Annotated in this window: 14 protein-coding genes; 8 read left to right on the top strand and 6 right to left on the bottom strand. The window is 69.7% G+C overall.

The features are described 5' to 3' along the window. Window positions 1–24: 24 nt before the first annotated feature. The gene (locus ACFVRO_RS14085; RefSeq protein ID WP_105672444.1) at window positions 25–411 is read right to left on the bottom strand and encodes an Rv3235 family protein; all 387 of its coding nucleotides are present in this window, start codon (window positions 409–411) and stop codon (window positions 25–27) included. Between the two features lie 127 nt (window positions 412–538). Between ACFVRO_RS14085 and ACFVRO_RS14090 the strand changes: the two genes are divergently transcribed. Then, window positions 539–1150, top strand: a complete 612-nt coding sequence (locus ACFVRO_RS14090) for a hypothetical protein (RefSeq protein WP_386953326.1) — start codon at window positions 539–541, stop codon at window positions 1148–1150. Here ACFVRO_RS14090 and ACFVRO_RS14095 read toward each other — a convergent pair. Beyond that, complete coding sequence (locus ACFVRO_RS14095) at window positions 1138–1416, bottom strand: helix-turn-helix domain-containing protein (RefSeq protein WP_105672446.1); 279 nt, start codon at window positions 1414–1416, stop codon at window positions 1138–1140. The two genes, ACFVRO_RS14090 and ACFVRO_RS14095, sit on opposite strands and share 13 nt — an antisense overlap. A gap of 97 nt (window positions 1417–1513) precedes the next feature. On the opposite strand from ACFVRO_RS14095, the gene ACFVRO_RS14100 reads away from it, so the two are divergent. Together ACFVRO_RS14100 and ACFVRO_RS14105 are read left to right on the top strand one after the other, a co-directional pair. Beyond that, complete coding sequence (locus ACFVRO_RS14100) at window positions 1514–2134, top strand: SAF domain-containing protein (RefSeq protein ID WP_386953328.1); 621 nt, start codon at window positions 1514–1516, stop codon at window positions 2132–2134. Then, entirely contained in the window at window positions 2131–3366 is a 1236-nt protein-coding gene (locus tag ACFVRO_RS14105; RefSeq protein ID WP_386953330.1) for a CpaE family protein, read from the top strand. The genes ACFVRO_RS14100 and ACFVRO_RS14105 overlap by 4 nt, the downstream gene beginning before the upstream one ends. On the opposite strand, the gene ACFVRO_RS14110 is transcribed toward ACFVRO_RS14105, so the two are convergent. The 4 genes from ACFVRO_RS14110 to ACFVRO_RS14125 form a co-directional block, all read right to left on the bottom strand. Next, on the bottom strand, window positions 3290–4516 hold the full coding sequence (locus ACFVRO_RS14110) for a pyridoxal phosphate-dependent aminotransferase (protein ID WP_105672448.1): 1227 nt from the start codon (window positions 4514–4516) through the stop codon (window positions 3290–3292). The genes ACFVRO_RS14105 and ACFVRO_RS14110 overlap by 77 nt on opposite strands. Before the next feature lie 34 nt (window positions 4517–4550). Beyond that, window positions 4551–5216, bottom strand: coding sequence for a GntR family transcriptional regulator (locus ACFVRO_RS14115; RefSeq protein ID WP_386953333.1), 666 nt, complete (start codon window positions 5214–5216; stop codon window positions 4551–4553). A gap of 168 nt (window positions 5217–5384) precedes the next feature. Beyond that, a complete protein-coding gene (gene secA / locus ACFVRO_RS14120; RefSeq protein ID WP_386953335.1) occupies window positions 5385–8198 on the bottom strand; it encodes a preprotein translocase subunit SecA in 2814 nt (937 codons plus the stop codon). Window positions 8199–8308: 110 nt separating this feature from the next. Then, window positions 8309–8782 carry a MarR family transcriptional regulator gene (locus ACFVRO_RS14125; protein ID WP_344010642.1) on the bottom strand — a complete coding sequence of 158 codons (474 nt, stop codon included), beginning with the start codon at window positions 8780–8782 and terminating at the stop codon, window positions 8309–8311. A gap of 49 nt (window positions 8783–8831) precedes the next feature. Between ACFVRO_RS14125 and ACFVRO_RS14130 the strand changes: the two genes are divergently transcribed. From ACFVRO_RS14130 to ACFVRO_RS14150, 5 genes are all read left to right on the top strand, one after another. Further along, complete coding sequence (locus tag ACFVRO_RS14130; protein ID WP_386953338.1) at window positions 8832–9533, top strand: DUF4386 domain-containing protein; 702 nt, start codon at window positions 8832–8834, stop codon at window positions 9531–9533. A gap of 74 nt (window positions 9534–9607) precedes the next feature. Beyond that, entirely contained in the window at window positions 9608–10225 is a 618-nt protein-coding gene (locus ACFVRO_RS14135; protein ID WP_105672452.1) for a PadR family transcriptional regulator, read from the top strand. Next, window positions 10225–10947, top strand: a complete 723-nt coding sequence (locus tag ACFVRO_RS14140; RefSeq protein ID WP_386953341.1) for an ABC transporter ATP-binding protein — start codon at window positions 10225–10227, stop codon at window positions 10945–10947. Before ACFVRO_RS14135 ends, ACFVRO_RS14140 begins: the two co-directional genes overlap by 1 nt. Continuing rightward, window positions 10944–13727 (top strand): FtsX-like permease family protein, encoded by a 2784-nt coding sequence (locus ACFVRO_RS14145; RefSeq protein WP_386953343.1) that lies wholly within the window; start codon window positions 10944–10946, stop codon window positions 13725–13727. The genes ACFVRO_RS14140 and ACFVRO_RS14145 overlap by 4 nt, the downstream gene beginning before the upstream one ends. A 79-nt stretch (window positions 13728–13806) precedes the next feature. Further along, on the top strand, window positions 13807–15135 hold the full coding sequence (locus ACFVRO_RS14150; protein WP_386953346.1) for a hypothetical protein: 1329 nt from the start codon (window positions 13807–13809) through the stop codon (window positions 15133–15135). The last annotated feature ends 1 nt before the right edge of the window (window position 15136 follow it).

Here is a 15136-nt window from a genome sequence, read left to right on the forward strand (position 1 = left end):
GGGCCGCGCCTCGTACCCGGCAGGTCAGAGCACGGCGAGGGAGGTGGCTCGCCAGCGCCGATCCACCCCGTCGAGGCGGATGGCCACGGCGCGCGTGCGCCCGGGGCCCGCCACGACCACGACGGCCTCCACGACGCCGTCGACCGGCTCGGCGGTGCGGATCGATCGGATGTCGAAGGTCGGGCGCGCAGGCGAAACCCCCCTCGCGCTGCGCGCCCTTGCCGACAGATTCGCCCTGGCCACCAGGCTCCGGAATGCGTCTTCGCTGAACCAGCGGGCGAGCTGATCGACCTCTCTGACCCCGGCGAGGACCTCGAGGACGCCCTGGGTGAGACTGCGCAGCAGCGGAACGGGGTCCGGCAGCTCGGCGCGGGGCGTCGGCTGCGGTGCGAAGTACTCGTGAAGCGTCATCGTCGTGCTCTCGATCGGGGAAAGACTGCGGCAAGTAGAGCACGGCGGCGGCGGCCTCCACCCCGTGTCTCCTGATGAATGTGGATAACTCGTACGCACTTCTGACGGGTCGTTTAATCTCGGTCAGATGCACTGGGACAGACTGTTCGACGACCTCGAAGGCCAGCTCGCCGCGGAGTGGGAGGCGGAGCGGGCGACGCTCGATGCGGAATCGGAACGGCTGCGGATCTCCCGCCTCGATCTGCGCAGCCGGCTGCGGCTGCTGTGCGCGGAAGGGTCCGCGGTGACCCTGGACCTCCCCGGCATCGGCCGATGCGGTCTACTGCTGCGCTCGCTGGGAGCGGATTGGACGGCGGCGACCGTCACGGCCGCGGACGGCGCGTCTGCGGCGGCGACGGTGCGGATCGTTCCCCTGCATGCGATCCGCGGGCTCGCCACGGACCACGGTTCGCTGCTCGGAAGCCTTGACGACTCGGCCGGACAGGAGCGATCGATGCGAGAGCGGATGACTCTGGGCTTCATCCTCCGCGATCTCGCCCGTCGTCGGGTGCCCGTGCACCTCACGACGATCGACGGCGAGCGGCTGCATGGCACCGTGGATCGAGCCGGCTCAGACCATCTCGATCTCGCCGTGCATGATCGCGGGGCCGCCAGACGAGCGAGCGCCGTGCACGGATTCCGCATCGTGCCCTTCACGGCGCTCTCCGCCGTGGATCTCTCAGGGGATCAGCTGCCCTGAGCGGACGACGTCCCCCAGACCTCAGGGAAGCTCGCTTCGTTCGACTGACGCCACAGGGCCATGCGCCTGGCCTCCTCCGACTGCTCGGCGAGATACTCGGCGAGGCTCGGCTCCTCGACGCGCCAGCGCGCGGGCGAGCCCAGCTGCGACCCCCGCAGTCTCCCCGCGTAGATCAGCGCGACCACCTCATCGACCTCGATGCTCAACAGCTCCGCCACCTGGGCGGGCGCCAGGAAGCGCGGCGCGGGAGCATCGGAGTCGACCATGCGTCCATTCTCCACCGGACCGAGGAGGAACCTCCCCTCGACATCGACCTGTGGAGAACTTTCGAGGCTCTCGTCCGGATTCTGTGACCATATGGCCATGACATCCCTGACACGATCCCGCCGCGCCTTCTGGGGCGACGTGCGTTTCCTGATCGGCATAGCGCTCGTCGTGATCTCCATCGCGGGGGTCTGGGCGATCGTGTCCTCGTCCGGGCGCACAACACCGGTGCTCCAGGCCCATCGCACCATCGTCGAGGGCGAGGCGCTGTCCTCCGCAGACTTCCAGGCGGTGGACGTGAGTCTGGGAGCCCTCACCGATGACTACCTCGCGCCGCAGGATCTGAAGCCCGGCGAGGTGGCGGCACGGACACTCGCCGAGGGAGAGCTCGTCCCCGCCACCGCGATCGCCACGGCCGAGAGCAGCCGACGCACGACGATCGTGGTCGAGAGCGGCACCGGCATCCCCGAAGACGTCTCGGCCGGAACCCTCGTCGACCTCTGGCAGGCGCCTCCGCTTCCTGACGGTCGGGGTTTCGACGTCCCGCGCATCCTCGTCTCCGACGTCGTCATCGGCACGGTCGTCGAAGCGGAGGGGATGCTGGCCTCGGACACGGCGATGGTGGAGGTCGTCATCGATCGCGCCGACGTGGCCGACGTCCTCGCCGCGATCACGGGCGGTGCGGCGTTGTCCGTCGTACCCATCGGAGCGACGCCGTGAGCACGGTGGTCGTCGCGATCGCCGAGCCCAGGGCGAGCGTCCTCGCGGCCGAGCTCGAGCTCGAGGGCGTGCGTGTCGCCGCGGTGACCGAGCCGGGAGCGATCCTGCCCCTGCCCGATGGCGTCATCGCCGTGATCGCTCCCGGCACGCGGGCGGTGCTCAGCCCCGCTCTCATCGCCGCATGCGACCGGGCCGGAGTGCGCATCATCCCCGTGGGAGACGGCGACGATCGTGTGCTCTCCCGTTACGGTCTGCCACCCGCGCTCCCGGCGGCCTCCGCCGGCTGGGAGATCGCGGAAGCACTCGCCGCCGATGCTCCGGAAGTCGTTCCGCGCCCCGCAGAACGTCCGCGTCGAGTCATCACGATCTGGGGTCCTGCCGGGGCGCCCGGCCGCTCGACCCTGGCGGTGCAGCTCGCCGTCGAGATCTCGCGCACGGGGCGCCGCACCGCCCTCATCGACGCGGACACCGTCGCGCCGTCGATCGCGCTCCAGCTCGGGCTCGGCGACGATGCTCCCGGCATCGCCGCCGCATGTCGCCGTGCGGAGCTCGGAGCCCTCGACGGCGCCGAGCTGACCAGACTGTGCAGCACCATCGAGACGAGCGGCGGGGAGATCGACGTCCTGTCCGGCATCAACCGCCCCAGCCGATGGCCGGAGCTCTCCGCTCCGCGCCTTCGCGCGGCGCTGCAGGCATGCCGCGGTTGGGCCGACGAGACGATCGTCGACGTGGCCGCCGCCTTCGACGCCGATGAGGAGGCGACCTACGACCTCGTCGGGCCGCGTCGCCACGCCGCCACCATGGCCGCGCTCCAGGAGGCCGATGCGATCGTCGCCGTCGCCGCGGCCGACCCGCTCGGAATCAGCCGCTTCCTGCGAGAGCATGCCGAGCTGCGTCGACTCACGTCGCCCACGTCCGTCACGGTCGTCGTCAACCAGGTGCGACCCGGCCCTCTGGGCATCGATGCTCGTGGACAGATCCGGCGCACGCTCGACCGCTTCGCCGGGATCACCGACGTCTCGTTCCTGCCGTTCGATCGGCGCTCCACCGACGCCGCGCTGCTCCACGCGGGACCCGTCGCCGACGTCGTCCCCCGTTCGACGCTCGTCGCCGCCGTCCGCCGCCTCGCGACGTCGCTCTCCCCGTCAGCGGCGACTACTGCCGATAGCTCGAGAGGAAGTTCCCCAGCCGCTCGACCGCTTCGGCGAGCACGCGCGGCTCGGGAAGCGTGACCACCCTGAGGTGATCGGGCGTCGGCCAGTTGAAGCCCGTGCCCTGCACGAGCAGGATGTGCTCCGAGACCAGCAGATCGTAGATGAGCTTGGCGTCGTCGCGGATCTCGTGCACGTTCGGATCGAGTCGAGGGAAGGCGTAGAGGGCCCCCTGAGGCTTCACGCAGGAGACCCCGGGGATCGACTCCAGCCCCTCCCACGCGACGTCGCGCTGCTCGTGCAGGCGCCCGGTCGGCGCGATCAGCGCGTCGATCGACTGCACTCCGGAGAGCGCCGCCTGCACCGCGTACTGCGAGGGGACGTTGGGGCACAGCCGCGTGGAGGCGAGGAGCGTGATGCCCTCGATGAACCCCTTGGCGTGCGACTTCGGTCCGGTGATCACCATCCATCCCGAGCGATAGCCGGCCACGCGGTACGTCTTGGACAGCCCGTTGAACGTGAGGCAGAGAAGGTCCGGCGCGAGCGTGGCCGTGGGGATGTGCACGGCGTCGTCGAACAGGATGCGGTCGTAGATCTCGTCCGACAGCAGCAGCAGTTCGTGCTCGCGCGCGATCTGCACCATTCCCTCGAGGATCTCCTTCGAGTACACGACGCCGGTCGGGTTGTTCGGATTGATGATGACCAGCGCCTTGGTCTGCGGCGTGATCTTCGAGCGGATGTCCTCGAGCGACGGCTGCCACTCGTCGTCCTCGTCGCACAGATAGTGCACCGGGGTGCCGCCGGCCAGGCTGGTCATCGCGGTCCACAGCGGGTAGTCCGGGGCCGGGATCAGCACCTCGTCGCCCTCGTCGAGGAGAGCCTGCATGGTCATGGTGATGAGTTCGGAGACCCCGTTGCCGAGGTAGACGTCATCCGGATCGAAACGCGGGAAGCCCTCGATCTCCTCGTACCGGCTGACGACCGCACGACGGGCCGAGACGATGCCCTTGCTGTCGCTGTAGCCGTGGGCGGTGGGAAGCGCCGCGAGCATGTCGCGGACGATCTGGTGCGGAGCCTCGAACCCGAAGATCGCGGGGTTGCCCGTGTTGAGCTTGAGGACCCGATGGCCCTCCGCCTCGAGCCGCGCCGCCTCGACGAGGGCGTTTCCGCGGATCTCGTACAGGACGTTCTTGAGCTTCGACGACTGGTCGAAGTGGCGCGATGGTGTCATCGCCCAAGCCTAGCGCCGCTTCGAGACCTCCTCGTCACGCTCGCGGGGCCGCGCTGCGCAGCGCGGACTCATGCGCCTCTCGCTCGCGTCGGCTGGTGTCGATGTGAGCGAGAGCCAGTGCGCTCGCCCGCTCGCCGTCCCGGGCACTGATCGCCTGGAACAGAGCCTCGTGCTCATCGGTGACGTGCACGAGGTCGTCGTGCTGGGAGAGTCCCCAGCGCAGCCTGCTGCGCATGCTCCGCATCAGGTCCTGCAGCAGGCGGTTCTCGGCCAGCGCCGTGACGACCTCGTGGAAGTCCGCGGCGGCGCGCCGCGACGTGATCCGATCCTCGACGATGGCGCTGCTCTTCTCCGCCTCGAGCGCCCTCCGCAGCTCCTCGAGTCCGTCTCGGCGATGGCGCTCCGCGGCGAGACGGAAGGCCAGCGGTTCGAGCACCGCACGCACCTCGTCGAGATCCGTCATGTCGGCGGAGGTGAACTCGCGAACCACCGCCCAGGTGCGGGGCCGCAGGATGACGAGCCCCTCCCCCTCGAGCACCTTCAGAGCATCGCGGACAGGCACGCGGCTCACGCCGAACTCCGCAGCGAGGTCGCGCTCGATGAGCCTGCTTCCCGGTTCGCGCACGCCGTCGAGGATGGCTCCGCGGATCCAGTCCGCGACTCTGGTCGATTCGAGGACGCGCTCTTCTGCAGTGCTCACCCCGTCATTCTTCCACCGGGTTCCGCCGAGACCCGATCAGCGATGCGCGGGTCCTCCACTCAGCCCGATGCCATCGTCGAGCCTCGAAGCGACCCCGGCGCGGATCCCCCGCGCCCTCCCACGACGAAGGGGCCGATCCGTGCGGATCGACCCCTTCGTCATCGCGGGCTACTTCTTCTTCTTGCCCTGCGCCCTGCGCTGCTCGCGGTTGCCCGCGGCCGGCGCCGGGGCGGCGGCATCCGTCTTCTGGCCGAAGGCGCCGCGCGGGGCCTCGGCCTCCGCCTCGGGCTGCTCCGCCGCTGCACGTGCGGCAGCGGCCTGGCGGAGACGCTCGGTCGCGGCCTGCTGGACCTGGCCTCGATCGTTGCGCACCTCGACCTCGCCGGCGTCGTTCGCCGCGGAGTACTCGAGTCGCTGCTCGCCGCCGCCCTCGGAGAGACCCTTGGCCTCGACCTCTGCGGTCTCGGCGTCTCCCGCGCGACGGACCTCGACCTCGAGGTTGTAGAGGTAGCCGACCGACTCCTCCTTGATCTGCCCCATCATGGACTGGAACATCGCGTAGCCCTCACGCTGATACTCGATCAGCGGGTCGCGCTGCGCCATCGCCCTGAGGCCGATGCCGTCCTTGAGGTAGTCCATCTCGTAGAGGTGGTCGCGCCAGCGGCGGTCGAGCACCTGCAGCACGACGCGGCGCTCGAGCTCGCGGGTCGCCGCCTCGCCGAGGGACTCCTCCCGCTTCTCGTAGGCGATCGTCGCGTCGGACAGCAGCTCACGGGTGAGGCCGTCTGCGGAGATGCCGCCCTTGCGGCCCTGGGCTTCGGCGACGACCTCGTCGATCGTCACGCCCACCGGGTAGAGCGTCTTCAGCTCGGTCCAGAGCGCGTCGAAGTCCCAGCTCTCGTTGTGGCCCTCGCCGGTGTGGTCGTTCACGACTCCGGTGATCGCGTCCTCGATGAAGTGCTGCACGCGGTCGGCGATGTCATCGCCCTGCAGGATGTGGCGGCGGTCGGCGTAGATCGCCTCGCGCTGACGGTTGAGCACGTCGTCGTACTTGAGGACGTTCTTGCGCATCTCGGCGTTGCGCGCCTCGACCTGCGACTGCGCGCTGCGGATCGCGCGCGACACCAGGCCGGACTCGATCGGCACGTCGTCGGGGAAGTTGGTGCGGTTGAGGATCGCCTCCGCCGCCCCCGACTGGAACAGGCGCATGAGGTCGTCGGTGAGGCTCAGGTAGAAGCGGCTCTCACCGGGGTCGCCCTGACGACCGGAGCGGCCTCGGAGCTGGTTGTCGATCCGTCGCGACTCGTGACGCTCGGTGCCGAGGACGTAGAGCCCGCCGGCCTCGATGACCTTCTCGGCCTCCTCGGCGACGACGGACTTGGTCGCGGCGTACGCCTCGTCCCAGGCGACCTCGTACTCCTCGGGGGTCTCGACCGGGTCGAGCCCCTTGGACTTGAGCTCCTGCACGGCGAGGAACTCCGCGTTGCCGCCGAGCATGATGTCGGTACCGCGACCGGCCATGTTCGTGGCGACGGTGACGGCGCCCAGACGACCGGCGCGGGCGACGATCTCGGCCTCGCGAGCGTGGTTCTTCGCGTTGAGGACCTCGTGCTTGACGCCCTTCTTGGCGAGCAGGCGGGAGAGGTACTCGCTCTTCTCGACGCTCACCGTGCCGACCAGCACCGGCTGACCGCCGGCGTGGCGCTCTGCGATGTCCTCGACGACCTGCGCGAACTTCGCGGTCTCGTTCTTGTAGACGAGATCGGCCTGGTCCTTGCGGATCATCGGCCTGTTGGTCGGGATCGGGATGACGCCGAGCTTATAGGTCGACATGAACTCCGCCGCCTCGGTCTCGGCGGTACCGGTCATGCCTGCGAGCTTGTCGTAGAGGCGGAAGTAGTTCTGCAGCGTCACCGTGGCGAGGGTCTGGTTCTCCGCCTTGACGGGGACGCCCTCCTTGGCCTCGATGGCCTGGTGGATGCCCTCGTTGTAACGGCGTCCGACCAGGATGCGGCCGGTGTGCTCGTCGACGATCATGACCTCGTCGTTCATGACGACGTAGTCGGTGTCCTTCTTGAACAGGGCCAGGGCCTTGATCGAGTTGTTCAGGAACGAGATCAGCGGGGTGTTCGCGGACTCGTACAGGTTGTCGATGCCAAGGTAGTCCTCGACCTTCTCGATGCCGGGCTCCAGGACGCCGACGGTGCGCTTCTTCTCGTCGACCTCGTAGTCCTCGCCGACCTCGAGGGTCCGGGCGATCTTCGCGAACTCGGCGAACCAGCGGTTCGCCTCCCCCGACGACGGACCGGAGATGATCAGCGGCGTGCGCGCCTCGTCGATGAGGATCGAGTCGACCTCGTCGACGATCGCGAAGTAGTGCTCGCGCTGCACGAGGTCTTCCTTGCGCCACGCCATGTTGTCGCGCAGGTAGTCGAAGCCGAACTCGTTGTTCGTGCCGTAGGTGATGTCGGCGGCGTACTGCTCGCGGCGCACGGCGGGCGTCTGCCCGGAGACGATGATGCCCGTCGTCATCCCGAGCGCGCGGTACACGCGGCCCATGAGCTCGGCCTGGTAGGAGGCGAGGAAGTCGTTCACCGTGATGACGTGCACGCCCTCGCCGGCGATCGCGTTCAGGTAGGCGGGGAACGTGGCGACGAGGGTCTTGCCCTCACCGGTCTTCATCTCGGCGATGTTGCCGAGGTGGAGGGCCGCGCCGCCCATGATCTGCACGTCGTACGCGCGCATGCCGAGTGTGCGCTTGGCCGCCTCACGGACGGCGGCGAACGCCTCGGGCATGAGCTGGTCGAGGGTCTCGCCTGCCGCGTACCGCTCGCGCAGCACGGTCGTCTCGTCGCGCAGCTCGTCATCGGTGAGCTTGGAGATGTCCTCTTCCAGCGCATTCACCGCCTTGACGACCTGGTTCAGACGACGGATGACCCGCCCTTCACCGGCGCGCAGCAGCTTCTCAAGAGGATTGGCCACGGATGTCATCTCCCTGTCAGTGGGTGAACAGCCCGCTCGCCGCACGGCGAACAGCAGGCATACGTGCTCATGTTACCGGTCTGTGACCTGCAGATCGTCTGCACGCCGTCTCATCGGCCTGCGCGATACCCCGGATGCACGTCGCGATCGACCCCGTGGGCCTCGGCGAGCTTGCCCAGGAGCTCCGCGAGTGTCGCGCGCTCCTGCTCCGTCAGCACCTCGATCGTCGCCGCTTCATGCGCCGCGCCGACCGTGCGCATCTCGGCGAGGACCTCTCGCCCTCGGGCGTCCAGCTCGAGCCGCTGGACCCGCCGATCGGACTGGCTGCGCACCCTCCGCACGAGCCCCTTCTCCTGCAGGGAGTCGATCAGCGCCACCACGCGGCTCGGCACGACGCCGAGCTGGCCGGCGAGCTCCTGCTGACTGAGCCCGTCCGACTGCGCGATGAGGCGCAGGATGCCGAGATCGCTCGGCTGCACGCCCAGCGGCGCCACCCGCTCGGCGAATCGCTGGCCGACGGCGGATCCCACCTGGGAGAGCAGGAACGCGATGCGTCGGAACGGCGGGGTGGAGGGTGCGGGCATGTCGACAGTTTATCCACCCACGGTAATCATTCTGTGCTATGAATGATTCATGACTACGACTGAACCATCGACGGCATCCACCCGTCGCCAGCCCGGCCCGCCTCTCGCACCGATCGGCATCGTCACCATGGCGCTGTTCATGATGTCCCTCACGATCCCGCTGCTCCTCGCGGGCACGACCTACCCCTCCCCGTTCGGCGAGGATCGGGCGATCCTGGACTACTTCCGCCAGAACACCACCGCCACGACCATCACCGCCCTCCTGCAGTTCGCCGCCGCCCTGCCCCTCGCCATCTACGCCGCCGTCTCGACGACGCGGCTGAACCGTCTCGGGATCCGCGCGCCGGGGGTCTCGATCGCCTTCGCCGGCGGCATCCTCTCCTCCGCGGCCATGACGATCTCGGCGTTCGCATCCTGGGGTCTCACACGACCGGCGACCCTCGCGGACGACGCTCTCGTGCGCACACTCCACGACCTCGCGTTCATCTCCGGCGGGCCAGGCGCCGTCGTCCCTCTGGGTCTTCTCGTGGCAGGCATCGCCGTTCCGGGGCTGCTCGCAGGACTGCTCCCCCGCTGGCTCGCGATCACCGGTCTCGTCCTCGCGGGGATCGCCGTCCTCGGCACGCTCGCCGTCGCCGTGCCCGCTCTCGCCGTGCTCCTGCCCATCGCCCGGTTCCCCTCGATGGTGTGGTTGATCATCGCCGCGCTCCGACTCCCGAAAGACCGCGCACCGCGGAACCGCACGTCCTGAGGACGCGGGGGTTCCCCTGCATACCCGGTATCCATATACTCGGTATGCCCGCATCACGCACAGGGAGGTCCCCCATGTCGGTTCGTCAGAGCCTGCTCGCCATCCTCGATCAGGGCGCCTGCTACGGCTACCAGCTCCGCCATGAGTTCGACCGTCGCACCGGGTCGACCTGGCCGCTGAACGTCGGTCAGATCTACAACACCCTGGAGAGGCTCGAACGCGACGGCCTCGTCGAACGCGGCGACGCCGACGAGCAGGGGCACATCTACTGGCAGATCACCGAGGCGGGCTCGGCGGAGGTCGCCGACTGGTTGTCCTCCCCGGTCGTGCGCGCACAAGCCACGAGGGACGAACTCGCGATCAAGCTGGCCGTCGCCGCCACCCTGCCCGGGGTCGACGTCGCCGGCGTGATCCAGACCCAGCGCACCGCATCGCTCACGCAGCTGCAGACTCTGCAGCGCGCGAAGTACGCCGGCGGCGACCCCGAAGGACCGGAGGAGCTGTCCTGGGCTCTCGTCATCGACTCGATGATCTTCGCGGCAGAGGCGGAGGTGCGCTGGTTGGACCACACCGAGCAGCGGCTCGCGCTGCACCCGCGGCACACCATGGGACTCGAGCTCACCGCTGATCGGCCCAAGCGAGGCCGTCCGGCGAAGACGGATGCCGCACTCGCCGGCGCCGAGCAGAGCTGATGACCGAGACGGTGCTCCGACTCGTCGGAGTGACCCAGCAGTATGGCCAGGGAGCGACCGCGGTGTCGGCCCTGTCCGGCGTCGATCTCGACGTATCCCGCGGCGAGCTCGTCGCGGTCATGGGCGCCTCCGGATCGGGGAAGTCGACTCTTCTCTCGATCGCAGGGGGCCTGGCGAAGCCGACGACCGGAGAGGTCATCATCGAGGGTGCGTACCTCAGCGAGCAGTCGCCGAAGGAGCTCGCGCAGCTCCGTCGCCGGTCGCTCGGCTTCGTCTTCCAGGACTTCAACCTCATCCCCACCCTCTCCGCGATCGAGAACGTGACGCTTCCGCTCGAGCTCGACAGATTCCGCAACGGCGTGGCCAGGCGGGCCGCGGAGGAGGCGCTGCTCTCCGTCGGCCTCGCCGACAGGATCGACGCCTATCCCGACGACCTCTCCGGAGGTCAGCAGCAGCGGGTCGCGATCGCCAGGGCCGTCGTCGGAGGACGCCGGCTGATCCTCGCCGACGAGCCCACCGGCGCCCTCGACTCGGTCACCGGCGAGCTGGTGCTGAGGATGCTGCGGGAGAGGATCGACGCTGGCGCCGCCGGCATCCTCGTGACCCACGAGGCCCGCCACGCGGCGTTCGCCGACAGGATCGTGTTCCTCCGGGACGGACGCATCGTGGACGAGACCAGACGTCAGGGCGCGGAGGTCCTGCTCGCGGGCAGCGGGAGATGACCCGCGGCGGATCCGGTGCACGCTGGCGCGTCGCCGCGCGACTGGCCCGACGTCAGGTGCGCAGGGCGATGCTGTCGAGCATCCTCATCGGGGTGCTCATCATGCTGCCGATCGCCGCGATGACCGCGTACGCGATCATCGCGGCCAGCACGATCGCCACCCCCCAGGAGCGCGTCACCAGCGAGCTGGGGCGCACCGAGGCCTGGATCGCGGTGAAAGGGCTCCCCGGCGACGGCTTCTGGCAGTCGCCGACGCAGCCGGACTGGACCGGCTACTCGTCGGATCTCGTCGACGCCCCGTCCGGGACCGCCGTCGCCGACCCGATGGCTCTCCTGCCGGAGGGAACCGCCGCCATCCCCCTCGTCGAGGGCACGGTGCGCGTCGTCACCCCCGACGGCGTGACCGGGATGCCCGCCTGGTCCGGGGAGTCCTGGGATCCGCGACTGTCGGGGCGGTTCGACCTCGTCGACGGACGGAGGCCGCGCGGCGCCCAGGAGGCTCTCGCGACACCGGCGACGATGACGCGGCTGCAGATATCCGTCGGAGACGCCGTCACCCTCGCGGAGAGCGGATCGAGGTTCACGGTCGTCGGGACGATGAGCGCTGCTCCTCTCGCAGACGATGTCCCCGCTCTCTTCCTGCCACCGTCCGACGCTCTCGCCGGAGAGAAGCGCTGGTACCTCCCCGAGCACGAACTGGGCTGGAGCGACGTCACGTTCTTGAACGAGCAGGGGATCGTCGCCTTCTCCCGCGCGGTGGTGCTGGATCCGCCCGACCTCCGCGGCACGGACGCGGAGCTCCCCTACGACGAGTACTGGTCTGCGCGGTACTCGATGCTCATCATCCTCTCCGCCGCCGGGGTGTTCGCCGCCTACGTGGTGGTCATGCTCGCGGGTGCCGCGTTCGCCGTGTCCGCCCGGCGCCAGCAGCATGCGCTCGCGGTCGCGGCGAGCGTCGGCGCCTCGTCGGGCGACCTGCGCAGGATCGTGCTCCTGCAGGGCACGACGCTCGGGTCGATCGGGGGTGTCGTCGGGGCGGTCCTCGGCGTCGGCGCGGCCGCCCTGATCCTGCGGATGCTCGACGACGGATCAGCGACCGCGTTCCCCGGGTTCCACCTCCCCTGGGAGTTCCTCCTCGCGATCCTCGTGTTCGCCGTCATCGTGGGAACGGTGTCTGCCGCGACTCCTGCGCACACCGTGGCGCGCTCCGACGTCCTGGGCGCGCTGCGCGGCTCGCGCCGCCCTCAGACGCCCCGAGCATCCCGACCGGTGCTCGGGTCCGCGCTCATGCTCCTCGGCGTCGCCGTCACGATCGGCTCGGCACTCGCGGTCGTCGCGGTGACCTCCTCGGCTCTCCCGTGGGACTCGCCGCTGCGCACGATCCCGCCGGTCGGCATCGTGGTCGGCCCGATCGTCGCGCAGATCGGCATCCTGCTCTCCGGGCGCTGGCTGCTGTGGATCACCGCACGCGCGATGTCCCGGATCGGGCTGGCCGCCCGTCTCGCCGCGCGGGACGCCTCGACGAACGCCTCCCGCACCGTTCCGGCGTTCGCTGCCATCGCCGCGACCGTGTTCATCGGCGTCTTCGCGCTCGGCGCGTACTCGATGCAGAATGCGCAGTCCGCGCGGAACTGGTTCTACCAGGCGCCCGTCGGGAGCATGTCCGTCGCCTTCCAGCCTTCGGACACGGCCGGTCCCTTCGCGCTCACCACGGAACAGGCCGCCGATGCCGAGACGGCGGCCAGAGAGCTCGCGCACGCGGCGAGCGCCACCGGAATCGCGACCATCGGCGCCCAGGTGCCCATCTGGATCTACCCGTCAGCCGACGACGTACCCGACGACGTCGTCTCGGCGATCGCCCTGCTGCCCGACGAGCATCTCATCGACCCCACGGAACAGGACTCCTACACGTCTCGCGGACAGGATCCGTCGAACCCGCTCTCGGTGATCGCGCCGGAGGAGATCGAGACGGCTCTCGGAGTCCGACTGACCCCGCAGCAGCTGCGGGACTACCGCGAGGGCGCCGCGCTCTCCGCCGATCCGCGCTTCGTCACCGACGGTTCCGTCGAGATCGCCGCGTGGACGGGCGCGCAGGCGTACGAGGGAGGGATGCCGGACAACATCTGGATCTCCGCGGAATCCGTCGATCACGCCCCTGTCTGGCAGAAGACGATCCCGGCGATCTCGGTGCCGCTCCCCCTCCAGCCGACCCTGATCGCGATCGCACCCGACACCGCGGCGTCCCTCGGCATCGCCTGGCAGCCGCGATCTCTCGTCGCGTCCTTCGACTCGCCGCCGTCGGCCGAGACCCGCGACCGCATCATGTCGGAGGCTGACACCCTCAGCACCTCCTCCTGGACGCTCACCGCCGGATGGGAGCAGGGTCCCCCCGACGATGCGATGTGGATGGCGCCGATCATCGCCGCCGTCGCGACGCTGGTCCTCGGCGCCAGTGCGGTGGCGCTCAGCCTCGCGCGGGTCGAACGCCGGCCCGATGACGCCACGCTCTCCGCTGTGGGAGGGACGGCGGGCCTGCGCCGCCGCATCGGATTCTGGCAGGGCCTGATCATCGCCGGGTTCGGCACGATCGCCGGAGCGGCGGCCGGGGTGCTCCCGCCGATCGGGTTCGCCATCCAGTCGCGCGGCGACCTTCTCCTGGCTGACGCGCCCTGGACCGTGCTCGCGCTCTTCGTGCTCGCTCTGCCGGTGGGCATCGCGCTGGTGAGCTGGCTCGTGCCTCCCCGCAGACCCGAGCTGATCCGGCGAACCTCGATCGCCTGACCACACGCTGTGAGCGAACCGGCACGCTCTCAGGCGGATGCACAGCCTGCGCATTCACACGGATTACTAGGATCGGATCATGGCTGGAATTTGGGGCAGACGCAAGCGCGAGCAGGAAGAGCTGGCGGCTCAGGACGCCGATCTCGCACGGCGGGCGGAACAGGCACTGGTCGCGACAGACGAGCGGATCCGTTCGACCTCCGATGAGCTGTCGTTCGCGGAGGCAGAGCTCGGCGAGTCGCTGACCGTCGACCTCAAGGCGGCGCTGACAGCCGTGCGCACCCACCTGCGCGAGGCGTTCCAGCTGCACCAGCTCAACCACGACGAGATCCCGGACACTCCAGAGGAGCTGCGCACACGCAACGCGCGCATCGCACAGCTGTGCGACTGGGCTCAGGATCTCCTCGACGAGAAGACGTCCGTGCTGGCGGAGTCCATCGCCAAAGTGCGGCGAGCTCCCGAGGTGATCGCGCAGGTGCGCGCGGATGCCGCCGCCCTCAGCGCCCGTATCCCGCAGACGAACGACACGGTCAACCGCCTGAACTCCCGGTACGCCGATTCGGCGATGAACCAGATCACCGCGAGCGCGGCCGAGGCGGAGCAGCTCATCGCGTTCGCCACCCACGGCGCCGATGTGTCGGAGCGACGCCGCGCGTCGAAGCAGAACGAAGAGGCCAACCTCGCGCTGGAGACGGCGACCGAGGCCACCCGGCGCGCGTCCGCTCTGCTCGACGCGGTCGAGGACTTCGAGATCGAGGCCCTTCGCGCCGAGTCGACGCTGGCCGAGGTCGTCGCCGATTCCCGCTCCGACCTCATCGCAGCACGCACGGCCCCTCAGGTCCCCGCGGTGGCCTCCGCCGTCACCGCGCTTCAGAGGGCCCTGGACGCGCTCACCCCCGCCGGCACCCCCGGCGACCCGTTCGGCGAGCTATCCCAGCTCCGCGCCGCCAACACGGCGCTCGACGAGGCCATCGCCAAGGCACGGTACCGCGCGGAGAACCCGCTCCCCAGCATCCAGCAGGTGCAGCACGCCATCGATGACGCCGATCGTCAGCTCGGCGTCGCCCGGGGTCTCATCTCCGGACACCGCGGCTGGATCGGCGCGGACGCACGCACACGGCTCGCCGAAGCCGAGCGTCTGCGCGTCGATCTCTCCGACCTGCTCCCCGCCGAAGAGACGCGCGAGGAGGCGCTCACCGGCGCCCGCCGCGTGGCTCACCTGGCGTCAGAGGCACTGCAGCTCGCTCAGCGCGACATCGACTCCTCACGCCCGCAGGATCAGGGCTGGGGCGGCGGCGGATGGGGCGGTGGACCCCGCGGCGGCAGTCGGGGCGGCGGGGGCGACATCGCCTCCGGCATCCTCGGCGGACTCGTGATCGGCAGCATCCTCGACGGGATCTTCGACTGAC

Origin of the sequence: Microbacterium sp. NPDC057944 (assembly GCF_042887445.1) — a bacterium.
Lineage (GTDB): Bacteria > Actinomycetota > Actinomycetes > Actinomycetales > Microbacteriaceae > Microbacterium > Microbacterium natoriense.